This window comes from Microbacterium sp. F2E (genome assembly GCF_020905435.1).
Lineage (GTDB): Bacteria > Actinomycetota > Actinomycetes > Actinomycetales > Microbacteriaceae > Microbacterium > Microbacterium lacticum.
This window is the reverse complement of the sequence record NZ_JAJJIB010000008.1, coordinates 124,480-148,696: the sequence shown is the minus strand read 5'-3', so window position 1 is coordinate 148,696 and position 24,217 is coordinate 124,480. Positions and strand designations below refer to the sequence as shown.

The window sequence follows — 24,217 nt, the reverse complement described above, 5'->3', positions numbered from 1 at the left end:
AGAACCCGAAGCCCTTCATCTGGACCAAGACCGCAGACCAGATACTCGAATCCCTCGGACGACTATTGCAACGAATTAACGGCGGAGGACACTAGGAATCAACTAAGCCGAAGCCCCATACACAAAGGAACGGACAGACCCGAACGTGGCCACCGGCGCCAACGGAACACCGTTGGGTTCCGTGAACACGTCATGTCGACCATCGACCGTCATAGTTGCTAATCGAAGGCGAGCCGCAGTGAAGAATCGAGTACCCCTAACGGTACTCATGCGCCACGCGCCGGTAACCCTAACGCTGAGCTGACGCTGGACTTGGCCGCGTGAATGTAGGACTGACTTCGTCACCAGAACATCGGCAGAAGCGAAACAAGGAACCCCACTGTCGAGGTGCTGAGCATGGTGATCGCGAGGGTACGGCACAGGCGCTCGGCGTGGGAGCGCCTGTGAAAGTCAAGCCGACGGGGATCGCGTTCTGGCACGAACCCGATGACGCTCGTCGAGTCCTCGACGTGGAGATCGTCGTGTGCTGTGACGGGGCGCGTGTAGGTGCGGTCTTTGACACTCCATATCGCGATCGGTTGCTGGTCGAGATCATCGACGATCGTGACGTTCGTGGGGAGGCGGGCTCCACCGACGGTGCGGATGGTGAGACCGGCGGCAAGAACGGGGACGCCGATGATCGCACCGACCCAAGCAAGCATCTCACCGATGATGCCAATGGTGTCGAGGGTGCTCATCGTTGCCGGCACGTCATGAAGGTCAGGTGGTCATGCCGTCGAGACGGTACCCCATGCCCGGCTCGGTCAGGAGATGCACGGGGTTGGTGGGGTCTTCTTCGAGCTTGCGTCGCAGCTGGGAGACGTAGAGGCGGAGGTAGCCGGTGTCTTCGGCGTGTTCGGTGCCCCAGATGGTGGTGAGGATGGTTTGGCGAGTGACGAGCTTCCCGGCGTTGCGGATGAGGATGTCGATGAACTGCCATTCCGTGGGGGTGAGGCGGATCTGCTTTTGCCCGTCGGGAGTGTCGCGGGTGACGCTGTGCGCGGCGAGGTCGATGGTCACCGCGCCGAGGTGGACGACGGGGGTGGCGTCACCTGGGGGGACTCTGCGGGTGAGTGCGCGGATGCGGGCGAGGAGTTCTTCGACGGCGAAGGGTTTGGTGATGTAGTCGTCCGCGCCGGCGTCGAGGGCTTCGACTTTGTCAGCAGCGCCGGCACGTCCGGAGACGACGAGGATGGGTGCCTGCGACCAGCCGCGGATGCCGTGGATGACTTCGATGCCGTCGAGCTTGGGCATGCCGAGGTCGATGAGGAAGATGTCGGGGTGGCGGTCGATGGCGGCGGCGATCGCTTCGGCACCGTCGGCGGCGGTGAAGATCTGGTAGCCCTTGGCGGTGAGCGTGATGCGCAGGGCGCGGAGGATCTGCGGGTCGTCATCGGCGATCAGGATTCTCATGATTGCTCCTGGCTGGTGCTGGTGGTGTTGAGGGAGATGACCATGGTGAGCCCGCCCCCGGGGGTGTCTTCGGGGGTGAGGGTGCCGTGCATCGCTTCGATGAACCCGCGGGAGAGTGCGAGGCCGAGGCCGAGGCCGGTGGTGTTGTCGGTGTCGCCGAGGCGTTGGAAGGGTAGGAAGACGTCGTCAAGCTTCTCGGGCGGGATGCCGGGGCCGCGGTCGATGATGCGGATCTCGAGCCGGTCACCGAAGGTGCTGGTGCTGACATGGATCGGTGTGCCGGCCGGGGTGTAGCGGTGGGCATTGGCGAGGAGGTTCACCAGGACTCGTTGCAGGAGTACGGGGTCGGCGTCGGCGAGCGCGTCATCGTGGGCGAGGTTGAGGGTGACGTCGGTGGGTCCGAGGTGGAGTTCGTCGAGGGCTGGGGCGATGGTCTCTGCCGGGTCGGTGGGGATGTCGGCGATCGTGAGGACCCCGGCTTGTAGTCGGCTGACGTCGAGGAGGTCGGTGACGAGGGCCGCGAGGGCTGCGAGGCTCTCATCGGCGGTGTCGAGGAGTTCCTTCTTGTCATTGGACGCCAGGTCGGGTCCTGCCGCTTTGAGCCCGCCGACGGCAGCTGCTGCTGCTGCCAGCGGGCGGCGCAGATCATGGCTGAGAGCCGACAGAAGGGCGCCGCGGACCCGGTCGGATGCTGCGATCGGTTCGATCTGCTTCGCCGTCTGGGTGAGGTGCTGGTGTTCGAGGGCGGCGGTGAGTTGGGCGGAGACGACCGCAAGGAGGCGTTGCTCCGCCGCGGCGAGATCGGGGCCGTGCAGTTCGAGGGTGGTGTCGTCGGTGACGCGGATGCTGGTGTGGTGGTTGTCGGGCACGGGTTCACCTGACCTGGCGAGGACGTCGTCGCCGCGCATGAGACGGACGCCGGGGAGTTGGAATGCTTCGCGGGTGCGGTCGATGAGTGCCTGGATCGCGTTGTCACCACGCAGGACGCTGCCGGCGATGGTCTGGATGAGTTCGGATTCGGCGGCGGATCTGCGGGCAGCACGGGTGTAGCGGGCGGCACGGTCGACGATGAAGCTCACCAGGCTCGCGATCACGACGTACAGGATGAGGGCAAGGAGGTGGTGGGACTGGTGGATGTGGATCGTGTACAACGGCTCGATGAACAGGAAATCCAGGGTGATCCCGGACAGCACCGCAGCGAACAGGGCCGGCCAGATCCCACCGACCAGGGCGACGATGACGACGAGGAGCTGATAGGAGAGAACGTCCGTGGTGATGGAGTCTTCGCTACGAAACAGCGTCAGCAGTGCAGTGAGGGCAGGACCGCCGAGAAGTGCGACAACGAACCCGAGAATGCGACGTTTACGAGTGAGTGACCCGGTGAGCGGCGGCAGGGTGAAGCGTTTCCCGGCGGCGGCGTGATTGACCATGTGCACGTCGATGTCGCCGGACTCGCGGACCACAGTCGCGCCGATGCCGGGTCCGGTGAATGCTGCGGTAACTCGTCCGCGGCGGCTGGCGCCGAGGACGAGCTGGCTGGCGTTGACGGAGCGGGCGAACTCCACCAGCGCGGTGGGGATGTCGTCGCCGATGACCTGGTGGTAGGTGCCGTTGAGTTTCTCCACGAGCGCCCGCTGCTCTGCCAAGGTTGCCGGGTTGCCTGAGCGGAGCCCGTCTTGGCTGGTGATGTGCACGGCGATGAGTTCTCCGCCGGCGGAACGGGCGGCGATGCGTGCGCCGCGACGCAGCAGTGTTTCGCCCTCGGGGCCGCCGGTAAGGGCGACGACGACGCGTTCTCGGGCCTCCCAGGTGCTATCGATGCCGTGATCTTTCCGGTATCCCTTCAACGCTTGGTCGACTTCATCGGCGAGCCAGATGAGGGCGAGTTCGCGCAGCGCGGTGAGATTCCCGAGACGGAAGTAGTTCGACAGGGCGGCATCGATGCGTTCAGCCGGGTACACGAACCCGCCGCTGAGCCGATCCCGGAGGGCTTGGGGCGCGAGATCGACGACCTCGATCTGCTCGGCCCCGCGCAGGAAGCTATCCGGGACGGTCTCGCGCTGCGGGACGCCGGTGATCTGCTCAACGACATCGTTGAGAGATTCGATGTGCTGGATGTTGAGGGTGGAGATCACGTCGATCCCCGCAGCGAGGAGTTCTTCGACGTCCTGCCACCGTTTGTCGTTCTTCGACCCGGGTGCGTTGGTGTGCGCGAGTTCGTCGACGAGCGCGACGGCAGGCTTGCGGTCCAGCACCGCTTCCAAATCCATCTCCTCAAGCGTGACGCCACGATGTTCGACGAGGGCACGCGGGACGGCGGGGATACCCTCAGTCATCGTGGCGGTGGCAGCCCGGCCGTGGGTCTCGACGATCCCGAGGACGACGTCCTTCCCCTCTCCGAGCAGGCGCCGACCGTCCTCCAGCATGGTGAAGGTCTTGCCGACGCCGGGAGCAGCCCCGAGCAGCACCCGTAGCTGCCCCCGATTCGGCATGATTAGTCCTCCAACTCGTCCAGGGCGATATTCAGTTCCAGCACATTCACCCTCGATTCTCCCAGGTAGCCGGCATCCGGCCCCTGGGTGTGCGCCTCGACCAGTTCCCGCACCTGCTCAGCGGGGATGCCGCGGGCTTCGGCGACCCGGTTGATCTGAATCGCCGCGTACTCGGGACTGATGTGCGGGTCGAGTCCTGAGGAGGATGCAGTGACCGCGTCGGCGGGTACTTCATCCTCGGTTACCCCGTTGAACTCCGCGATCTGGGTCTTGCGCTCGGCGATCACGGCGATGAGGTCCTCGTTCTCGGGTCCCTGGTTGGTACCGGAGGAGGAGGTGCCGTCGTACCCGTCACCGGCCGCCGAGGGCCTGCTCTGGAAGTATTCCGGCAGCGGGTTCCCGTCCTCGTCGGTGAACGATTGTCCGATCAGCGACGAGCCGACGTCGTCTCCATCTTTCGTGGTCAGCGGGGCTCCGTTCGCTTGCGCGGGAAAGGCGAGCTGCCCGATCCCGGTGATCAGCAGGGTGTAGCCGATTCCGAGGACGACGGTGAACATGAGCAGGGCGCGGGTGGCGACCCACAAGGTGCGTCCGCCACTGCGGGTGGCAGTGTTCATGATGTGTGTTCCTTTTCGAAGGTGTCAGAAGCCGGGGATCAGGCGCACGAGCAGGTCGATGAGCCAGATGCCGATGAAGGGGGTGATGATGCCGCCCAAGCCGTAGACGGCAAGGTTGCGGCCGAGGATCTTCGATGCATTCATCGGCCTGTACTTCACGCCGCGCAGGGCGAGAGGAACGAGGAAGACGATCACGATCGCGTTGAAGATCACCGCGGACAGCACGGCGGATGCCGGTGAGTGCAGCCCCATGATGTTCAGCGCCGCGAGTTGCGGGAACACGCCCATGAAGATCGCGGGGATGATCGCGAAGTATTTCGCGATGTCGTTGGCGATCGAGAACGTGGTGAGCGCTCCCCGGGTGATGAGCAGTTGCTTGCCGATGGCGACGATGTCGATGAGTTTGGTCGGGTCGGAGTCGAGATCGACCATGTTGCCGGCCTCTTTCGCCGCCGACGTGCCCGTGTTCATCGCGACGCCGACGTCTGCCTGCGCGAGCGCGGGGGCGTCGTTGGTGCCGTCACCGGTCATCGCGACGAGGTTGCCGCCCTCCTGCTCCTTGCGGATGTAGGCGAGTTTCTGCTCCGGGGTCGCCTCGGCGAGGAAGTCGTCGACGCCGGCTTCCTTGGCGATCGCCGCGGCGGTGAGCGGATTGTCACCGGTCACCATCACGGTGCGGATGCCCATTGCGCGCAGTTCCGCGAACCTCTCGGTCAGTCCTTCCTTCACGATGTCCTTGAGATGGACGACGCCGAGGACCCGGCGCGTCCCGTTTGCGGACTTCACGGCGACGACCAGGGGGGTTCCGCCGGACTGGGAGATGTGCTCGACGTGCTCGTCGAGTTCGGCCAGTTCGCTGCTGGGCAGCCGCGCTCCGTCCTCCTCGAGCCAGCCGACGATCGCGCTCCCGGCGCCCTTGCGGATCTGCGTGCCGTCGGACAAGTCGAGTCCCGACATGCGGGTCTGCGCGGTGAACGGCACGATCTCACCACGAGGGTCGGTCGTCACGTCGATGCCCTCGGAGTGAGCGAGTTCGACGATGGACTTGCCTTCAGGGGTCGGGTCGGCGAGTGAGGATAGGGCGGCGGCTTCGATGAGTTCCTGTTCACGGACCCCGTCGAGGCGGACGAAGGCGCTGGCGCGGCGGTTTCCGTAGGTGATGGTGCCGGTCTTGTCCAGCAGCAGGGTCGTCACGTCACCGGCTGCTTCGACCGCACGTCCGGACATCGCGAGCACATTGCGCTGCACCAGCCGATCCATCCCTGCGATGCCGATGGCCGAGAGCAACGCGCCGATCGTTGTCGGGATGAGGCAGACCAGCAGCGCGACCAAGACGGTGATGCTCGCCGGGCTCGCCGGGTAGGACGCGATCGGGTTGAGAGTGAGCGCGACGACGACGAACACGATCGACAACGACGCGAGCAGGATGTTCAGCGCGATCTCGTTCGGGGTGCGCTGGCGGGCGGCACCTTCAACGAGCGCGATCATCCGGTCCACGAACGTCTCGCCCGGCTTGGAGGTGATGCGCACTACGATCCGGTCCGACAGCACACGGGTGCCGCCGGTGACTGCGGAGCGGTCACCCCCGGACTCACGGACTACGGGTGCGGACTCGCCGGTGATGGCGGATTCGTCCACGCTTGCGATGCCCCAGACGATGTCGCCGTCACCGGGGATCAGCTCTCCGGCCGAGACAACAACGATGTCTCCGAGACGTAGATCGGCCGATGACACATCTTTGATGAGGGCTTCCTCCGCCGGCGCATCCGTAGTCGGGTGGTAGCTGACGAGACGATGCGCCGTGGTGCTGGTGCGGGTTTTGCGCAGCGTGTCTGCCTGCGCTTTGCCACGGCCTTCCGCGATCGACTCGGCGAGGTTCGCGAACACGACGGTCAGCCACAGCCAGACGGCGATGATCCAGGTGAACGACCACGGGACGCTGGTGCCACCGGAGGCGGCGGGACCGCCGAGGAACGGTTCGGTGATCGCCAGCAGTGTCGTGAGGGCGGCGCCGACCCAAACGATGAACATGACGGGGTTGCGCCACTGATCGCGAGGGTTGAGCTTACGCAGTGCTCCGGGGAGCGCTGCGCGCACGTGCGCCCAGGTGAGGGACTTTCGCGGAGCAGCCGTTGCGGGCTGCTTCGCTGTTTCTGGGGATGACGGGGTGTGAGTGATGGTGGACATGGTTTACAGCAGCCCTTCCGCCAGGGGACCCAGCGTGAGAACGGGGAAGAAGACGAGTGCGGTCACCAGGACCGCGGTGCCGACCGTGAGGCCGACGAACAGTGGGCGGTGTGTCGGCAGCGTGCCAGCCGTGGCGGGGACCTTGTCCTGCGCGGCCAGCGACCCGGCCAGCGCCAGGACGAGAGCGATCGGCAGGAACCGGCCCAGCAGCATCGCGACGCCGAGTGCGGCGGTCAGCCACGGAGTGCTGGCCGTCAAACCCGCGAACGCAGACCCGTTGTTGTTCGACGCGGAGGCAAACGCGTAGATCACCTCAGACAGACCGTGCGATCCGGTATTCGCAAGCGACTCATCGACGATGCTGCCCCGCAATGCGGGGATCGCGAAGCTGAGTGCCACACCGCCGAGAACGAGGATCGGCATCACGAGGATGTACATGCTCGCGAGCTTCATCTCACGAGGGCCGATCTTCTTGCCCAGGTACTCCGGCGTGCGGCCCACGAGAAGCCCCGCGACGAACACGGCAATCACCGCGATGATCAGCATTCCGTACAGGCCTGCGCCCACACCACCCGGTGCGATCTCGCCCAGCAGCATGTTCAGCATCGGCATCATTCCGCCAAGAGCAGTGTAAGAGTCGTGCATCGAGTTCACAGACCCAGTCGAAGTCAGCGTGGTCGTCGAGGCGTAGATGACGGACTGCACCAGGCCGAAGCGGGTTTCCTTGCCTTCCATCGCCGCGCCGGCGAGTTCGGGCGCGGTGCCGCGGCCGGCGAACTCGAACACGGCGAGCGTGAACGTCGAGGCAAGGTAGAGGGTGCCCATGACGGCGAGGATCGCGTATCCCTGACGGTTGTCGCCCACGATCTTCCCGAACGCACGGGGAAGAGAGAACGGGATCAGCAGGATCAGGAAGCACTGGAACAGGCTGGTCCAGCCGGTCGGGTTCTCGAACGGGTGCGAAGCGTTGGCGTTGTAGAAGCCACCGCCGTTCGTGCCCAGTTCCTTGATCGCTTCCTGGGAAGCGACCGGGCCACCCGGGATCGTCTGCGTGCCCCCGGTGATTGTGGTCACATCAACGTATCCGTTGAAGTTCTGCACGACACCGCCGGCGATCAGAACGATCGCTGCAACGATCGACAGCGGCAGCAGGATGCGGAACGTGCCGCGGACGAGGTCGACCCAGAAGTTGCCGATCGTCCCCGACCTCCGGTACGCGAAACCACGCACGAGGGCGATCGCGACAGCGATGCCGGTCGCCGCCGACACGAAGTTCTGCACGGCGAGACCAGCGAACTGGACAGTGTAGGACAGCGCCTCACCCGAATACGCCTGCCAGTTCGTGTTCGTCACAAACGAGATCGCCGTGTTAAACGCGACCCCCGATTCGACGTTCTCGTTACCGAGGGAGTACGGCAACCACTGCTGGGTGCGTTGCAGTAAGAAAAGCAGAAGCACGCCGACGATCGAGAAGTACAGCACCGATCGCAGATACGCCTGCCAAGACTGCTCCTGCTTCGGATCGACACCGATGACCTTGTAGATGCCGCGCTCGACACCCCAGTCCTTTCGTGTCGTAAAGGTCCAGGCCATGTAATCCCCGACGGGGCGATACAGCAGACCGAGGGCGAGGGCGAGCGTGGCGACGCCCGCGATGAGAAGGCCCCACTCCATCAGAAACGCTCCGGCTTCACGAGGGCGAACACAAGATAGACGACTGCGGCGATGGCGAGACCGGCAGCGAGGAGCTCGAATACGATCACAGCTTCTCCACCGCCTTCCCCACGAGGCCGACAGCCACGAACAGGACGATCACGCCCAGCACGTAGACGATGTCAAGCAAGACAAGCTCCATTCGGACAAAAGCGACAGCAGGACTACTAGCCGCGCAGCCCGAGATGCGGGTGCAACTCCCGATCAAACACCCGCCGACCACCGTGATACAGGCGTCCTAACGGAACCCATACGAGGAACCGCGCGACTCTGACATTCCCCTCACGCGACACCCCGTCAAGCACGCTGCTGGACCAACCACGAAACCTACGACCCCGCCCGCCACGGCTCAGCCGCACTGATCACCGCCGCCTGACCGCGCGCTTTCGACACCCCCGCCCGACACTCGAGGCCGAGCGGCGCCTTCAGCGCGCCCACGCAAACACACCAAGATCTGCACCCAGTTGACAGTGGGAGTCTGCCGCACGCACTACGCGGCGAACCTGATGTCGGTGACCCCGAAGAGCATGTGGCCGGCCGTGAAGGCGATGCTGCACTCCGTCTATGACCAGCCCGACGCGGCCTCAACGCCCAGTTCGACCGGCTGCTGGACTACGTCGACGGCAAGCTCCCTGACGCGCACGACCACCTCGACAACGCGAGAGCTGACATCCTCGCGTTCACCGGGTTCCCCGAAGGGCTCCGGCAGCAGATCTGGTCCAATAATCCGAACGAGCGATTGAACCGGGAGATCCGCCGCCGCACCGACTCCGTCGGGATCTTCCCCAACCGTGACGCGATCATCCGCCTCGTCGGCGCGGTCCTCGCCGAACAGACCGACGAATGGGCCGAAGGACGCCGCTACCTCGGCCTCGACATCCTCGCCAAGTCCCGCCTCACCCTCGTCGCCGACACCGGAACGGAGGTGAACACCGACACCGTCCTCAAACTCAGCGCCTAACAACCAGAAGGATCACCGACCGCTACACCACGTCCCGGGGCTTGACCCCGACCGAAGTCACGGTGCCGAGAAGGTCCACCACTCAACTCAGCAGCGTGAGCGCATTGTCGAGGAGCTCGCACGCGCCGTCGGCGTCGACGCGCACCAGGGTCATCGCGGCGACGATGTGCGCCGTGCAGGCTGTAGCGAGGGCTGCGACGGATGCCGCGTCGAGGTCGGGCCGGGCGGCCTCAACCCCCCGCTGCATCGCGGCGGCGAGCTCTTCCCGATAGTCGCGGATGACCTCGCGGAGCCCCGCATCGGTCCCCACGGGCGCCGTGGCCGCATTCAGCAGCAAGCAGCCGTGTGCAGCGAGCGGCAGCGTCGGTTCCGCCATCACGCGACGAAGACCCCGCACGTACTCGGCGAGCGCGTCGGATGCCACGGCGTCCGCGCGCAGCGGAGCGAGGCGCGGCCGGACGACCTGCTCGAGATAAGCCGATACGGCCGCGTCGAACAGGCCGCGCTTGCTGCCGAAAGCGTGGTAGATGCTCGAGCGACTCAACCCCGTCGCCTCTTCGAGATCGGGGACGGCTGTTCCATCGAACCCCTGGCCCCAGAACACGCCGAGCGCCGAACGGGTCGCTTCCGACTCGTCGAACGTGCGCGTGCGCCCCACCGGTGCCTCCGTTTGCGTAATGACCGTTCCAGTATATATTGGATCGGTCGGTACATTAACCGGCATCCACATCGAGGAGCACCCATGATCGTCGCCGGACTCGTCTTCGCCGCGCTCGCCGCCCTGCTGCACGTCTACATCTTCTGGATGGAGTCGCTCGCCTGGGACGGACCTCAGGCGCGGAAGACGTTCGGCGTTCCCACCTCCGAGCGCGAGGCGACGCGCGCCTTCGCGTTCAACCAGGGGTTCTACAACCTGTTCCTCGCGATCGCGACGCTCCTCGGCATCGTCGTGACGGCCACGGGCGCGGCCGCGGTCGGCCTGACGCTCGTGCTCACGGGGACGGGGTCGATGCTCGCCGCCGCGCTCGTGCTCCTGCTCAGCTCTCCCGACAAGCGTCGCGCGGCCGTGACGCAGGGCTTCCTGCCGCTCCTCGCCGTCGTTGCGACCGTCATCGGCCTGCTCGTCTGAGCCGGCCGCGCCCCCACTCCTCGCTCCTCAGCAGAAAGAAGTCACGCATGCGCGCGCTCGTCCACGACACCTTCGGTGACCCCTCCGATGTCCTCCACCTCGCGGATGTCGAGACGCCGGAACCTGGGCCGGGACAGGTGCGTGTGCGCACCCTGCTCAGCCCCATCCACAATCACGATCTGTGGACGATCCGCGGCACCTACGGGTACAAGCCCGAGCTTCCGGCGCGCTCCGGGACGGAGGCGCTCGGCGTCGTGGATGCCGTGGGCGAGGGTGTCACGACGCTGCTGCCCGGGCAGCGCGTCGTCACCGGAGGCACCTTCGGAGTGTGGGCCGAGTACTTCGTGGCTCCCGCCGCCGCGCTCATCCCGGTGCCCGACGGTATCGCCGACGAGGCCGCTGCGCAGCTCGTGTCCATGCCGTTCAGCGCCCTGAGCTTGCTCGAATACCTGGCCGTGGAGCCGGGCCAGTGGATCGTGCAGAACGCCGCCAATGGCGCCGTCGGTCGTCTCGTCGCGCAGTTGGCCGAGGCTCGCGGCGTCCACGTGCTCGGCCTCGTTCGTCGTGCCGAAGGCGTCGCAGAGCTCGCCGCGGCGGGCATCGAAAGCGTCGTCGCGACCGACCGGGAGGGCTGGCGCGAGCGCGCCCTCGAGATCACGGATGGCGCGCCGATCGTCGCGGGCGTCGACTCGGTGGGTGGCGCGGCGACCGGCGACGTGCTGTCGCTCCTCGCCGAGAACGGCACGCTCGTCGTCTTCGGCGCGATGGCGTCGCCGACGATGGAGCTCTCATCCGGCGACATCATCTTCCGGCAAATCACGGTGAAGGGATTCTGGGGGAGCAAGGTGAGCGCGGCGATGGAGCCCGCGCGACGGGCCGCGCTCATCGGCGAGATCATCACGCGCGTCGCGGAGGGATCGCTCTCACTGCCGGTGTCGGGCGTGCACGCGTTCGACGACGCGGCATCCGCCGCGCGCGAGAACTTCACGCCCGGCCGCATCGGCAAGGTGCTGCTCACGCCCTGAGCGCGCGCCCATCAGGACCGCCGAGCCAGCGCGGCATCCAGCTCAGCGAGGATGCGCGCGCACGCGGTGACGTCCTCGGGGGTGCCCGACAGCTCGAACTCGAAGAGCACGGGACGGCCGGATGCCGCGGCGAGTTCGCGCGCGGCGGCCTGGTAGTACGCGCCGAAGTTTCGGTTGCCCGAGCCGATGATCCCGACGAGCCGGCGTCGATTCGTGGGGGAGCGCAGGAACGCCTTCACCGGCGCCGGCAGCGTCACCTCGTCGGCGTTGCCCGCTTTGTACGACGGCGTGAGCAGCACCCAGGGCCCCTCGACGTCGCGGCGGCGCACGGCGGCGTCGGCGAGGTTGTGGACCTCGCGCCCCGTCGCCGCGGCGAGATGCTCGGCGAAACGCCCGGTGAGGTTCGACACCGACGAGTAGTAGTAGACGGGAACGGACGCCACGGTTCCAGTGTGCGCGCTCCGCGCGCTGCGTGTTCGCGCCTCGACCGGGTGTAACAGGGCTCAGTCCATCGAGCCGGGGACGAGACCCAGGGTCCACTCGGCGACGTCGGCGACGAATCGCGCGTGCACCGGGTCGTCGAGGGCGCCCGCGCTGTTGGCGTACGACCCGGTGCCGTCGACCGCGAGGAGGATACGTGTGCACGCGGCCTCCGGGTCGACGGTTGCGAAGACCCCCGCGTCGATGCCCGCCTGCACGATCATGACGAGGCTGTCGCGGTCGAGTCGGTCCTGCGCGTCGACCGCGGCGCCGAGGGCGGGGGAGAAGCGGGAGAGATGGCGTGCGTTCAGCCACATGCGCGCGAGCGGCGCGGAGGCGCCGCTGCGCAAGTGGTCGACGATGCGCTTCTCGCGTTCTCGACCGATGCGCCGACGGCGCCGCACGACGCGCTCGCGAACATGTACGTCGCCACCACTCGGGCGTCGGCGCTCGATCCCTCCGTACCGGCGACGCACCCGCGGTACGCCCTGCCGCTCGAGAGCGCACTCGGGCACGCGACGCGGGATGCCGCGGCATCCGTCGGCGACGGCGCGTGGCGCGGCCGGATCGCGCCCGGGTGCGCCGCCGACTTCGCGATCGTCGACACCGACGTGTTCGCCGCGGAGCCAGCTGCGCTGCTGCGGGCCCGCATCGTCGAAACCGTCGTGGCGGGCACCCGGAGACACGGGTGACCGCCACGCGGATGTGAACCCCGCTCAGTGCATGGTCTCGAGGATTCCGACGAGGTCCTCGTACGTCGTGCGCGGGTTGAGGATCGCGAAGCGCGCGTTGGTGCGGCCGGCATGGCTCGAGGGCGTCACGAACGCGTGCTGCTCATCGAGCAACCGCGCCGACCAGCGGTCGTAATCTGCCTTCTGCCAGCCGACGCGCTCGAACACGACGACGCCGAGTTGCGGGCGCCGCACGAGGACGAACTCGTCGCGGCGCTCGATCTCGTCGGCGATCTGCTGCGCGAGGTCCACCGCGCCGGCGATCGCCTCGCGATAGACGGCGGCGCCGTAGGTCGCGAGGGAGAACCACAGCGGCAGTCCACGCGGCCGTCGCGTGAGGTGCGCCGCGAAGTCGGACGGGCTCCAGTCGCTCGTCTCGGTGAGCGTGTCGAGGTATTCGGCGTGCTGCGTGTGCGCACGGCGCCCGAGCTCAGGATCGCGGTAGATCAGCGCGCACGCGTCGAACGGCGCGAACAGCCACTTATGCGGGTCGACGACGAGCGAATCGGCGCGCTCGACGCCGGCGAAGCGGTGCCGCGAGGCGGGGGAGAGCATCGCCGCGAGTCCGTAGGCGCCGTCGATGTGCAGCCACGCGCCAGCGCCCGCCACGGCGTCGGCGATCGACGCGATGTCGTCGACGATGCCGAAGTTGGTGGAGCCCGCGGTGGCGACGACGGCGAACACGCTGTCGCCGTGCTCGTCGAGAGCCGCCCGCACGGCGTCGCCGCGGAGGGTGCCGTCGTCGCCGACGGGCACGCCGACGACCTCGACGTCCATGACGCGGGCCGCCGACGCGATCGACGAGTGCGCCTCGACGCTGCAGACGACCCGCCAGCGGTCCGGCCGCGCGGCGCCGGCGGCCTCGAGCCGGTCGCGCGCGGCCTCGCGGGCGGCAACGAGCGCCGAGAGGTTCCCGAGCGTCCCGCCCTGCACGAACACGCCACCGGCGCCGGCCGGCAATCCGAACTCGGCGGCGAGCCAGCGCAGCACCTCGTTCTCGGCGTGCACGGCGCCGGCGCCCTCGAGCCACGAGCCGCCGTAGAGCGCGCTCGCCGACACGACGAGGTCGAACGCCGCTGCGGCCTTCGTGGGCGCGCTGGGGATGAACGACAGGTAGCGGGGATCGTCGGTCGTGATGCAGGCGGGCGCGAGGACGTGCTCGAAGATGCCGAGCGCCTTCGTGGCGCCGATGCCGCGCTCGTCGATCGTGCGTCCCGCGAGGCGGGTGAGCTCCGCCGGTGGCAGCGGCTTGTCGAGCGGTGTGTCCTCCGAGAGCAGTCGCGCACGCGAGTAGTCGAGGACGAGGTCCACGATCGCGCGGGTCTCGTCGGTGACGTCGTGCATGCGCGTGTCTTTCGGACGGGTCACCGTTCGTCTCCTTCGGGGATCGTGGAGGTCGTGGTCCCGCGGCCCAGCGCGGGCGTTCGCGGCGGGGGCTGTCGGCGCACGCCGAGCGCCTCGAACGCGGCACCCAGCGCGAGCAGAGCGGTGTCGTCGTAGGCGCGCCCCGCGAAGGTGAGGCCGACGGGCATCCGCGTGTCAGTCATCATGCCGAGCGGCACGGTTACGGTCGGGATGCCGAGGTGACGGATCGCGAGGTTGCCGTTCGCGACCCACACGCCGTTGCGCCAGCCGCGCTGAGCGGCACCCTCATCGACATCCATCGACGCCTCGCCGACGTCGGCGACCGCGGGGAACACGGCGGCGTCGAGGCCGAGATCGTCCATCCAGGTCTCGAGGTCGATGCGGCGGGTCTCCTCGAGTGCGCGGAGGCCCTCGGCGAGTTCGGGCATCGTGCGCCACGGATCGGCGCCAGGGTGTGCGCGCACCCACGCGGGATAGTCGGCGATGTCGTCCTCGAAGCCCGTATAGCGGTCGGGGAGCGCGCCCTCGGGCTGCGGGAAGATGCCCGCGCCGTCGACGCCGGCGAGGGTGTGAAGGTCGGGGTCGCCGTTCGCCGCGAGGAAGTCCTCCCACGCCCACGCCGAGAGGTCCACGATCTCGCGCCGCAGATACTCGCGCGAGACGAGGCCGCGGGTTGCGAGCGTGGGCGTGTTCGGGCGGTCGCCCTCGTAGTTCGACACGACCGGGAAGTCGACCTCGACGACCTCGGCGCCCGCGGTTTCGAGGTCGTCGCGAGCCTGTGCCCACAGCGCGACGATGCTCGCCCGCGTGCGGATGCGTCGGCCGGTAGGTCCGCCGATGCCGACGCCGTCCGGCGCGTCGTCGGCGTTGATGTACATCCGTGGGACGCCGAGGCGCAGGCCACGCACGCTTGCCTCGCCCGCGAGCGCGGGATACGACGCAGGTCGCTCGGCGGCGGCCTCCGGCAGCGCGACCCAGGGCTGCGCACGCCAGAAGTCGCCGCGGGTCTGTGCGTCGGGCGCGACGATCACGTCGAGCACTTCGAGCAGGTCGGCCATCGTCCGCGTGTGCGGCACGACGACGTCCATCGTCGGCACGAGGGGCCAGTTGCCGCGCGTCGAGATCACACCGCGCGAGGGTGTGTAGGCGCACAGGGCGCTGTTCGAGGCAGGGCCGCGTCCGCTCGACCACGTCTCCTCGCCGAGCCCGAACGCCGCGAAGCTCGCCGAAGTGGCGGTGCCCGAGCCGTTCGACGACCCTGATCCGAAGGGTGCGGCGAGGTAGTCCGCGTTGTACGGGCTCTCGGCGCGGCCGTAGACACCGCGCTGCATGCCGCCGTTCGCCATCGGGGGCATGTTCGTGAGCCCGAGGCAGATAGCGCCGCCGGCGCGCAGCCGTTCGATCGTGAACGCGTCGCGCTGCGCGACGAGATCGGCGAACGCGGGGGAGCCCGCCGCCGCCGTGAGGCCGCGGACGAGGTAGGAGTTCTTCGCCGTGTAGGGGATGCCGTCCAGCGGCCCGCGCACGCGACCGCCGGCGCGCCGCGCGTCGGATGCTTCGGCCTCCGCGAGCGCGTCGGGATTGCGCACGACGACGGCGTTCAGCGCAGTGACGGTGCCCGGCGCGTCGTAGGCGTCGATGCGGGCGAGGTAGGCGCGGACGAGGTCGACCGCGGTCGTGCGTCCGCTCTCGAGCGCGTCGCGCAGGTCGGCGATCGTGGCCTCGACGACGTCGATCATCGTGCGTCCCCCGCGGTGAGGAGGCGGGGCTGCTGCTGGGTGATGCAATGGATGCCGCCGCCGCGCGCGAAGATCGGTCGTGCGTCGACGGTCACGACCTCGCGGCCGGGGTAGGCGCCGGCGAGGATGTCGGCGGCCGCGGCATCCGCCGCAGGCTCGCCGAAACCGCAGGCGATGACGGCATCGTTCGTGACGAGGTGGTTGACGTAGCTCCAGTCGACGAAGCCCTCGTCGTCGCGGAGGGTCGTCGGGGCCGGCAGATCGATGATCTCGAGGCGGCGGCCCGCGGCATCCGTCTGCGCCGCGAGGAGCTCGCGCAGCTCGCGCGTGACCGCATGGTCGGGGTGGGCGGGGTCGCGCTGATCGTGCAGCAGCAGCCGGCCGGGGGACGCGAGCGTCGCGACGATGTCGACGTGTCCGTTCGTGCCGAACTCGTCGTAGTCCCGGGTGAGGCCGCGCGGCAGCCAGATCGCCGTCGTCGCACCGAGCGTGCGGGCCATCTCCGCCTCGACGCGCGCGCGGTCCGCGTAGCGGTTGCGCCGCGGGTCGAGCTGCACGGTCTCGGTGAGAAGGACGGTGCCCTCGCCGTCGACGTGGATGCCACCGCCTTCGTTCACGAGCAGCGACGGCACGATCTCGGCACCGACTGCGTCCGCGATGAGCCGGGCGTGGCCGGCAGACTTCTGCCACTGCGCCCACTCGGGCGCTCCCCAGCCGTTGAAGATCCAATCCACGGCGCCGAGGCGGCCCGTCTCGTCGTCGACGACGAACGTAGGGCCGTGGTCGCGCATCCAGTACTCGTCGACGGGCGCTTCGACGATCTCGACCTCGCCGGGGAGCATGCGCCTCGCGCGGGCGACCTCGGTCGGGTCGACGAGGATCGCGACAGGTGTGCGCGCGGCAACGGCGGTCGCCACCGCCGTCCACGCGGCGTACCCCTCCTCGCGGAGCGCTGCGGTGTCGCCGAGCGTGACGCCTTCCACCGGGAAGGCCATCCAGATGCGCTCATGCGGCGCGGTTTCAGCGGGCATGCGCCAGACCATGGGATCTCCTCTGCTGCCAGTGGCAGATCGTCCGGGACCTGCGGTAGCGTATTGATCATCTGATCAACAGGTGGGAGCGTACCGAGCCATGAGCGAGACGTCAACTGCCCGTCGCGTGCGGAAGACGCCCGAGGAGCGGCGTGCGGAGCTCGCCGCCGCCGCGCGGGAGATCGCGCTCGAGGAGGGGCTCGACGCCGTGACGCTCCGTGCGGTCGCGCGTCGCGTCGGCGTCGCCCCCGGACTCGTGGCGCACTACACCGACGGCATGGAGACGCTCGTCGCCGACGCCTTCGGCGCCCTCGTCAGCGCCGAGCTCGCCGAACTCACCGCCCTCATCGCCGCCGTCGACGATCCGGCCGCGCGCATCGGCGTGCTGCTGGAGACCCTCCTCGACGGGTCCCGCACCGACATCACGCTCGTCTGGGTGCAGGCGTGGGGCCTCGGCGCGCATGCCGAGACGCTCGCCGCGCGTGCGGAGCGAGATGGATGACTGGCAGCGCGTGCTCGCCGCCGAGGTCGGCCGAGGGATGGATGCCGGGGTCTTCGCCCCCGGCGATGCCGACGCCACCGCCTGGCATCTGCTCGCCATCATCGACGGACTCAACGCGCATTCGCTCGTCCGGTGGGGTGCGCAACCCGACCGGCGCGGGCTTGCCCAGCGTGCGGTCGCCGGCCTTCTGGGCATCGCGCCCGAGCGGCTGCGCACCTGATCGACCGCGCCCGAGCGGCTGCGCACCTGATCGACCGCGCCCGAGCGGCTGCGCACCTGATCAGGTGAACGCCGCGAGCGTCCGCTGCTCGACGGCGTCGCCGACGAGACGCGCCTCGCCGACGAGCACGAACGCGGCGAGCACGGTTCTTGTGTGGTCAGACCACATGTGTCATACTGGATTCCAGACAGGCCCGAGAGCCCTCGGACCCGGAAAGCGATGACGCGGACACCGCGTCCGCGCCGGGTAGGAGAACCCCTCATGTCCACCTCGATCGATGCTCTGGTCGAAGGCGCACAAGCCGCGCTCGCAGAGTACGCATCTTTCACCCAGGAGCAGGTCGACCACATCGTCAAGAAGGCGTCGGTCGCAGCCCTCCACCACCACGGCGATCTGGCCACGATGGCCGTCGAAGAGACCCACCGAGGCCTGTTCGAAGACAAGGCCGTGAAGAACATGTTCGCGTGCGAGCACGTGACGAACTCGATCATCAACCAGAAGACCGTCGGCGTCATCAGCCACGACGAGATCACCGGCATCACCGAGATCGCCGACCCGGTGGGCGTCATCTGCGCGCTGACCCCGGTCACGAACCCGACCTCGACCGCGATCTTCAAGTCGCTCATCGCGCTGAAGACCCGCAACCCCATCATCTTCGGCTTCCACCCGTCGGCGCAGAACTGCTCCGTCGCCGCGGCGAAGATCGTCCGTGACGCGGCCGTCGCCGCCGGCGCCCCGGAGAACTGCATCCAGTGGATCGAGGAGCCCTCGATGGAGGCATCCGGCGCCCTCATGAACCACCCGGGTGTCGCGCTCATCCTCGCCACCGGCGGCAACGCCATGGTGCGCGCCGCCTACTCGTGCGGCAAGCCGGCCCTGGGCGTCGGCGCGGGCAACGTGCCCGCCTTCATCGAGCGCACCGCCAAGGTCGGTCGCGCCGTCAACGACATCGTGCTGTCGAAGTCGTTCGACATGGGCATGGTGTGTGCGAGCGAGCAGGCCGTCATCCTCGACGAGCCGATCGCCGAAGAGGCGCTCGCCGAGTTCGCGCGCCTGCACGCCTACCGCGCCAACGCCGACGAGAAGCGGATGCTGGAGGAGTTCATCTTCGGCGTCACCGCCGACAGTGAGAACTGCGCCGGCGCGAAGCTCAACCCCGCTGTGGTCGGCCAGAGCCCGCAGTGGATCGCCGAGCACGCCGGATTCAGCGTTCCCGAGGACACCTCGATCATCCTCGCCGACGTCACCGGCGTCGGTCCGCAGGAGCCCCTGACGCGCGAGAAGCTCGCCCCCGTCCTCGCGGTGCTGCGTGCCTCGAGCCCCGCCGAAGGCATCGATCTGGCCCGCCAGATGGTCGACTTCGACGGTCTCGGCCACTCGGGTGCCATCCACTCGAACGACCAGGACGTCATCGCCGAGTTTGGCAAGGTCGTCAAGGCCGTCCGCATCATCGAGAACAGCCCGTCGGCGCTCGGTGGCATCGGCGACATCTACAACGCCTTCATGCCGTCGCTGACCCTCGGCTGCGGCTCGTACGGTCACAACTCGGTCTCCAACAACGTCTCGGCGGTGAACCTCTTGAACGTCAAGCGCATCGGTCGTCGCAACAACAACCTGCAGTGGTTCAAGATCCCCGCGAAGACCTACTTCGAGCCGAACGCCATCCGCTACCTCAGCGACATGCGCGGTGTCGAGCGGGTCACGATCGTCACCGACGAGACGATGACCAAGCTCGGCTACGTCGACAAGATCATGGACGTGCTGAACCGGCGCGACAACCGCGTGCAGGTGCAGCTGATCAACACGGTGCGCCCCGAGCCCAAGGTCTCGGAGGTGAAGGCCGGCGCGGAGCTCATGCGCCAGTTCCAGCCCGACACGATCGTCGCGCTCGGCGGTGGATCGCCGATGGATGCCTCGAAGGTCATGTGGCTGCTCTACGAGCACCCCGAGATCGAGTTCTCCGACATGCGCGAGAAGTTCTTCGACGTGCGCAAGCGCGCGTTCAAGTTCCCCGAGCTCGGCAAGCTGGCGAAGCTCGTCTGCATCCCGACGACGTCGGGCACCGGCAGCGAGATGACTCCCTTCGCGGTCATCACCGATGACGAGACGGGCATGAAGTACCCGCTCGCCGACTACGCGCTGACCCCGTCGGTCGCGATCATCGACCCCGAGTTCACCCGTGTGCTGCCGGGATTCCTGGTCGCCGATGCCGGCTTCGACGCGCTGACTCACGCCACCGAGGCGTTCGTCTCGGTGTACGCGAACGACTACACCGACGGCCTGTGCCTGCACGCCATCAAGCTGATCTTCGAGAACATCGAGCGGTCGGCGAAGGCGCAGCCCGGGTCGACGGATGCCGACGACATCAAGGCCCGCGAGAAGATGCACAACGCGGCATCCATCTCGGGTATGGCGTTCGGCAACTCGTTCCTCGGGATCGTGCACGCGATGGCGCACGTCACCGGTGCGACGTACCACCTGGTGCACGGCCGCACGAACGCGGTGTATCTGCCGCACGTGATCCGCTACAACGGCCAGGTGCCGACGAAGCTGAACGCGTGGCCGAAGTACGAGCGCTACATCGCGCCCGAGCGGTTCCAGGAGATCGCGAAGCACCTGGGTCTGCCGGCCTCGACTCCCGAAGAGGGTGTCGAGAGCTACGCGCGGGCCGTCGAGGAGTTGCGCGACAAGGTCGGCATCGAGCGGTCGTTCCAGGCGCAGGGTGTCGACGAGACGACGTTCATCTCGGGTCTGCACGACCTCGCGATGGCCGCCTACGGCGACCAGTGCGCGCCGGCGAACCCGCGCATGCCGATGATCGCCGACATGGAGACCCTCATGGAGGCGGCCTACTACGGCACCTCGTTCGATGAGGTGCGCGCTGCCCGCAAGGGCGCCGAGGTCGCCAGCGACGCCGCCACCGGCGCCGTCAAGACCGTCAAGGCTGCGAAGGGCGCCCGTCGCAAGACGAACGCCTGACGCGCATCGCCCCGCCGCGCGGGGTGATCAGGGGGCCGGGGGAGCATACCCGGTCCCCTCCGGCGTGTTCGGGGCGTCGGCCGCGGGTGCGATGCCGGTGATCGCGGGCGCGCGGCGGGGTGGTCTCGTCCCCGGCGATCGAGTGCGCGCGGCGCAGCCGCGGGTGTATCGAGATCATGCGCTCACGACCCCATTCGGGCACCATGGAAGCGTGAGCAGAGCCCCGTGGGTCGTGACCGCGCTCGCCGCCGTGGGCGGCGTCGCGCTGGTGATCGCGGCCCTGACGCTCGGCCCGGATGCCACGGCCACCGGCGACCGTACCGCTGTGCCGGCGGGAGCGACGACCGCGGTAGGGTCGGGCGGAGCGCTGGCATCCACCGCGCCGGCCGTCGAGACGGGTGAGCCCGCGAACACGACCTCGTACGACACGGCGTCGCTGCCGCAGATCGATGTGTGGACGCTCAATCCGGCGCTGCCGGTCGACGATGATCCGTTCGGGGCGGTGACGGGCGAGCTGGCGCAGCCCCTGTCGGCGGCGCCGATCTTCGCCGATCCGACGGGTCAGCCCATCGGCTACCTGCCGCGCGAGGCGGCGTACGGCGGCACGATCGTGCCGGTCGTGGTGCACGACACGCACTGGGTGAAAGTGCTGCTCGCGGGCCGGCAGGGGCTGCCGCCGGAGGGCAGCGCGGCGCAGGCGGTCGGCTGGCTGCGGGTGACGGATGTCACACTGACGCGTGCCGAGTCGTTCGTCGAGGTGCATCTCGAGGCGCGAACGATCGACATCGTGACGGCGGCGGGGCGTGAGCGGGTGGCGAGCGATTTCGCGTGGGGAACGCCGTCGACCCCGACGCCCGCGGGGCGGACGTTCGTGATGCTGACGCGGGTGGTGCCCGAGTTCACGTACACGATGGGGCATCCGCTGGTGTATCTCGGGGTGCAGTCGCCGACGCTCGCCGGCTTCGACGGGGGAGAGGTCGCGGTGACGGCGTTCCACTACTACCGCGAGAGGTCAGGCCCGAACTCGTTCGGGTGCATCTACCTCGACGGCGCGGCGACAGACCGACTCGCCCAGCTTCCCGCCGGGACGCCGGTGCTGATCCAGCCATAGCGCAGGCCTGTTCTCGCCGTGATCGAGAGGCCGCGGCGCAGCTGTCTGTTCCCCGGTGATCGAGTGCCCGCGGCGCAACCGCGGGTGTATCGAGAGCATGCGTGTCTCTGGGGTGGTTTCGATACGCCCGGCTTCGCCGGGCTACTCAATCACCGGTAACGGGGCTACGTGCTGCCGCTCAAGCGCGCCGTGCGAGAGGCCGAGGGGATCGGTGTAGACGGGGTCATTGCGGTGTGGCTCGAGGTGCTCGACGCGTGAACTGACCGCCAACGAAGAGCGTTCTCCACAGGCGTCGCGCTCGCGACGGGCAGAGAACCTAGGCTGGGGACACGCACAGGGGGGCGATCGACATGCGGCGCGGCGCAGAGCTCGCTTCTGAACACTCCGTTTCCGCACGCGAACCTGGGTTCCACAGTGCGGTGCCCGTGTAATGGAGGAGTTTCGCCGATGAACGCGACGCTGCTCATCGCGCTCGTTCTCTCCGCCGTGGCAGTTCTCGGTCTTGCCGCCGGGTCGTTTCTCGGCATGGTGGTGGACCGTGTTTCCGCGGGTGTGGCGGTGACGGTTCCGCGCCGGTGTGCGACCTGCAAGGCCCCCGCGACGCTTGAGCAGAGTGTTCCCCTCGTGTCGAGGCTGAGGCCCGCATTGCGCACGCGATGCGCAAAGTGTGGCGCGCGGATCTCGGCGCGGCACCCCCTCATCGAACTCGCCACGAGTGCGGTTTTCGTCGCGGTCGTGTGGCTCGGGATCTACTCGTCTCGGCTCGCTGCGTTGGGTCTAGGATCGGGGGCTGCCCAGCGCCCGGAAGGTTTCAAGGTGTTTGCGGCGGTGCTCGTCGTGGTCGCGTATCTCTACCTGGCATCCATCTCGATCGCGCTCGCGCTCATCGACCTCGATACGCACCGACTGCCAAACGCCATTGTGCTGCCCAGCTACATCGTGCTCGCGACGCTGTTTACCGCGGCGTGCCTGTTCGGGGCTCCGTGGCAGAACCTGCTTCGCGCCGCAATCGCTGGCGTCACGCTGTTCGCGTTTTACTGGTTGCTGCGGGCGATCCGCCCCGGTGGCATGGGTGGGGGAGACGTCAAGCTCGCAGGCGTGCTCGGTGCGGCGCTCGGCTGGACCGGGTGGGGCTCGGTCGCCGTCGGCGTGTTCGCCGCCTTCTTCCTCGGCGGGTTCGTAGGCATAGCGCTGATGCTCACCCGGCGCGCCACGCGCACCACCGCCATACCCTTTGGCCCGTTCATGCTCATCGGCGCGTGGATCGGGATCGTTCTGGGAGAGCCCCTATCCCGCGGGTATCTAGGTCTGCTCTCAGCGGCCTGAACCGATCGGCTACCCTGCTCACCCCATCCGCCATGCGCCGAGGCCGCCTGTCAACCCCACGCCCCACCCCGGCGCGGTCCCCTATCCTGGCGTGCATGGACATCGGCCGCGTCATCGCCAAGGCACTCTCGCTGACCCCCGTCCGCGCCTACCTCCGCTACAGCCAGCGGCGCGGCCCGATACTCGCCGACGCCGTCACCTACCGCGCCCTGTTCTCGATCTTCGCGGGCGTCCTCCTCGGGTTCTCGGCGGCCGCGCTGTGGCTGGCCGGAAACCCGGATGCCTGGCAGGCGCTCATCGACGCGGTGAACCGCGCCGTGCCGGGCCTCGTGGGCGACGACGGTCTCGTCGAGCTCGACGCGATCCAGGCTCCTGCAGGTCTCTCTATCGCGGGGATCATCGCCACCGTCGGTCTCATCGGCGCGGCGATCGGCGCGATCGGGTCGCTTCGCACCGCGATCCGCGTGATCTGCGACGAGGCCACCGACGACGTGCCGTTCTGGCTCGTGATGCTCCGGAACCTCGCCCTCGCGATCGGCGTCGGGGGAGCGCTGCTCGTCTCGGCCGTGGCGACGATGCTCGGCACCGCGGGTCTCGGACTCGTCGCCGCCTGGTTCGGCCTCGGCGCGCACGACCCGCTGATCAGCTGGGGCAGCCGCCTCCTCGCGATCGTCCTGACGTTCCTCCTCGACGCCGTCGCGATCGCGATGGTCTTCCGCGTGCTGTCGGGCGTCAAGGCATCCGCCAAGGCCCTCTGGACGGGGTCGCTCCTCGGGGCGGTGGGTCTCACCGTGCTGCAGCAGCTGTCCGGCCTGTTCGTCGGCGGCGCGAGCTCGAACCCGCTGCTGGCGACCTTTTCGAGCCTCATCGCGCTGCTTCTGTGGATCAACCTCTCCTCGCAGGTGATTCTCATCGCCTGCTCGTACATCTACACGCTCGTCCGCGAAGACGTCGACCGCGTGCGGGAGCGCTACGGCGCGAAGACCTTCGCCGAGTGGCGCGTGCAGCTGGCGGAGAATGCCGTCGTCACCGCGTCGACCGAGCTCGCCACGGCGCGCGACGCCCTCGCCGACGAGCGGGATGCCTCGAACGCGGCCGCGCACTGACGTCGACGGCGGCGGCGGCGCACCGACGCCGAGCGCAGCCCACAGTGGCGC

Annotated in this window: 21 protein-coding genes and 1 pseudogene; 10 read left to right on the top strand and 12 right to left on the bottom strand. The window is 68.3% G+C overall.

The genetic code is table 11. The features are described 5' to 3' along the window. Positions 1-341: 341 nt before the first annotated feature. The 7 genes from LOK55_RS08335 to LOK55_RS14260 are packed head-to-tail and all read right to left on the bottom strand — an operon-like array spanning position 342 to position 8,511. Positions 342-737 carry a hypothetical protein gene (locus LOK55_RS08335; RefSeq protein WP_229934990.1) on the bottom strand — a complete coding sequence of 132 codons (396 nt, stop codon included), beginning with the start codon at positions 735-737 and terminating at the stop codon, positions 342-344. Between the two features lie 22 nt (positions 738-759). Further along, positions 760-1,452 (bottom strand): response regulator, encoded by a 693-nt coding sequence (locus LOK55_RS08330; protein ID WP_125107145.1) that lies wholly within the window; start codon positions 1,450-1,452, stop codon positions 760-762. Further along, positions 1,449-3,944, bottom strand: coding sequence for an ATP-binding protein (locus LOK55_RS08325; RefSeq protein ID WP_229934989.1), 2,496 nt, complete (start codon positions 3,942-3,944; stop codon positions 1,449-1,451). The genes LOK55_RS08330 and LOK55_RS08325 overlap by 4 nt, the downstream gene beginning before the upstream one ends. A 2-nt stretch (positions 3,945-3,946) precedes the next feature. Beyond that, on the bottom strand, positions 3,947-4,561 hold the full coding sequence (gene kdpC, locus LOK55_RS08320) for a potassium-transporting ATPase subunit KdpC (protein WP_193128804.1): 615 nt from the start codon (positions 4,559-4,561) through the stop codon (positions 3,947-3,949). 24 nt (positions 4,562-4,585) lie between these two features. Further along, a complete protein-coding gene (gene kdpB, locus LOK55_RS08315) occupies positions 4,586-6,748 on the bottom strand; it encodes a potassium-transporting ATPase subunit KdpB (RefSeq protein WP_229934988.1) in 2,163 nt (720 codons plus the stop codon). 3 nt (positions 6,749-6,751) lie between these two features. Next, the gene (gene kdpA, locus LOK55_RS08310) at positions 6,752-8,422 is read right to left on the bottom strand and encodes a potassium-transporting ATPase subunit KdpA (RefSeq protein ID WP_125107149.1); all 1,671 of its coding nucleotides are present in this window, start codon (positions 8,420-8,422) and stop codon (positions 6,752-6,754) included. Beyond that, positions 8,422-8,511, bottom strand: coding sequence for a potassium-transporting ATPase subunit F (locus LOK55_RS14260; protein ID WP_125107150.1), 90 nt, complete (start codon positions 8,509-8,511; stop codon positions 8,422-8,424). The genes kdpA and LOK55_RS14260 overlap by 1 nt, the downstream gene beginning before the upstream one ends. Before the next feature lie 456 nt (positions 8,512-8,967). Between LOK55_RS14260 and LOK55_RS08300 the strand changes: the two are divergent. Continuing rightward, positions 8,968-9,422: pseudogene (locus LOK55_RS08300) on the top strand (transposase). A gap of 82 nt (positions 9,423-9,504) precedes the next feature. On the opposite strand, the gene LOK55_RS08295 reads toward LOK55_RS08300, so the two are convergent. Continuing rightward, on the bottom strand, positions 9,505-10,080 hold the full coding sequence (locus LOK55_RS08295; protein ID WP_229934987.1) for a TetR/AcrR family transcriptional regulator: 576 nt from the start codon (positions 10,078-10,080) through the stop codon (positions 9,505-9,507). Between the two features lie 84 nt (positions 10,081-10,164). Between LOK55_RS08295 and LOK55_RS08290 the strand changes: the two genes are divergently transcribed. Then, entirely contained in the window at positions 10,165-10,551 is a 387-nt protein-coding gene (locus LOK55_RS08290; RefSeq protein ID WP_141380948.1) for a DUF1304 domain-containing protein, read from the top strand. A 47-nt stretch (positions 10,552-10,598) separates the two neighbouring features. Further along, positions 10,599-11,576 carry a zinc-binding dehydrogenase gene (locus LOK55_RS08285; RefSeq protein ID WP_229934986.1) on the top strand — a complete coding sequence of 326 codons (978 nt, stop codon included), beginning with the start codon at positions 10,599-10,601 and terminating at the stop codon, positions 11,574-11,576. 11 nt (positions 11,577-11,587) lie between these two features. Here the strand turns inward: LOK55_RS08285 and nrdI are convergent, their stop codons facing one another. Continuing rightward, positions 11,588-12,019: a class Ib ribonucleoside-diphosphate reductase assembly flavoprotein NrdI gene (nrdI, locus tag LOK55_RS08280; protein WP_229934985.1), complete on the bottom strand. Its 432-nt coding sequence runs from the start codon at positions 12,017-12,019 to the stop codon at positions 11,588-11,590. Positions 12,020-12,142: 123 nt separating this feature from the next. Between nrdI and LOK55_RS08275 the strand changes: the two genes are divergently transcribed. Further along, positions 12,143-12,748, top strand: coding sequence for an amidohydrolase family protein (locus tag LOK55_RS08275; RefSeq protein ID WP_229934984.1), 606 nt, complete (start codon positions 12,143-12,145; stop codon positions 12,746-12,748). Positions 12,749-12,772: 24 nt separating this feature from the next. Here the strand turns inward: LOK55_RS08275 and LOK55_RS08270 are convergent, their stop codons facing one another. Genes LOK55_RS08270 through LOK55_RS08260 form a run of 3 tightly spaced genes read right to left on the bottom strand, consistent with a single transcriptional unit; the run spans position 12,773 to position 16,934 of the window. Beyond that, complete coding sequence (locus tag LOK55_RS08270; RefSeq protein ID WP_229934998.1) at positions 12,773-14,131, bottom strand: aminotransferase class V-fold PLP-dependent enzyme; 1,359 nt, start codon at positions 14,129-14,131, stop codon at positions 12,773-12,775. Between the two features lie 20 nt (positions 14,132-14,151). After that, entirely contained in the window at positions 14,152-15,891 is a 1,740-nt protein-coding gene (locus tag LOK55_RS08265) for an amidase (RefSeq protein WP_229934983.1), read from the bottom strand. Then, entirely contained in the window at positions 15,888-16,934 is a 1,047-nt protein-coding gene (locus LOK55_RS08260; protein ID WP_229934982.1) for an agmatine/peptidylarginine deiminase, read from the bottom strand. Before LOK55_RS08260 ends, LOK55_RS08265 begins: the two co-directional genes overlap by 4 nt. An 88-nt stretch (positions 16,935-17,022) precedes the next feature. Here LOK55_RS08260 and LOK55_RS14255 point away from each other — a divergent pair, with 88 nt between their 5' ends. The 6 genes from LOK55_RS14255 (at position 17,023) to LOK55_RS08235 (ending at position 24,166) form a co-directional block, all read left to right on the top strand. Continuing rightward, positions 17,023-17,424, top strand: coding sequence for a TetR family transcriptional regulator (locus LOK55_RS14255; RefSeq protein WP_308066653.1), 402 nt, complete (start codon positions 17,023-17,025; stop codon positions 17,422-17,424). Continuing rightward, the gene (locus LOK55_RS14250; protein WP_308066652.1) at positions 17,417-17,644 is read left to right on the top strand and encodes a TetR family transcriptional regulator C-terminal domain-containing protein; all 228 of its coding nucleotides are present in this window, start codon (positions 17,417-17,419) and stop codon (positions 17,642-17,644) included. The genes LOK55_RS14255 and LOK55_RS14250 overlap by 8 nt, the downstream gene beginning before the upstream one ends. Before the next feature lie 261 nt (positions 17,645-17,905). Continuing rightward, positions 17,906-20,623, top strand: a complete 2,718-nt coding sequence (gene adhE / locus LOK55_RS08250; RefSeq protein ID WP_229934981.1) for a bifunctional acetaldehyde-CoA/alcohol dehydrogenase — start codon at positions 17,906-17,908, stop codon at positions 20,621-20,623. A gap of 211 nt (positions 20,624-20,834) precedes the next feature. After that, positions 20,835-21,734 carry a hypothetical protein gene (locus tag LOK55_RS08245; protein ID WP_229934980.1) on the top strand — a complete coding sequence of 300 codons (900 nt, stop codon included), beginning with the start codon at positions 20,835-20,837 and terminating at the stop codon, positions 21,732-21,734. A 447-nt stretch (positions 21,735-22,181) separates the two neighbouring features. Next, a complete protein-coding gene (locus tag LOK55_RS08240; RefSeq protein ID WP_229934979.1) occupies positions 22,182-23,060 on the top strand; it encodes an A24 family peptidase in 879 nt (292 codons plus the stop codon). 95 nt (positions 23,061-23,155) lie between these two features. Beyond that, the gene (locus LOK55_RS08235) at positions 23,156-24,166 is read left to right on the top strand and encodes a YihY/virulence factor BrkB family protein (protein ID WP_229934978.1); all 1,011 of its coding nucleotides are present in this window, start codon (positions 23,156-23,158) and stop codon (positions 24,164-24,166) included. Positions 24,167-24,217: the final 51 nt, after the last annotated feature.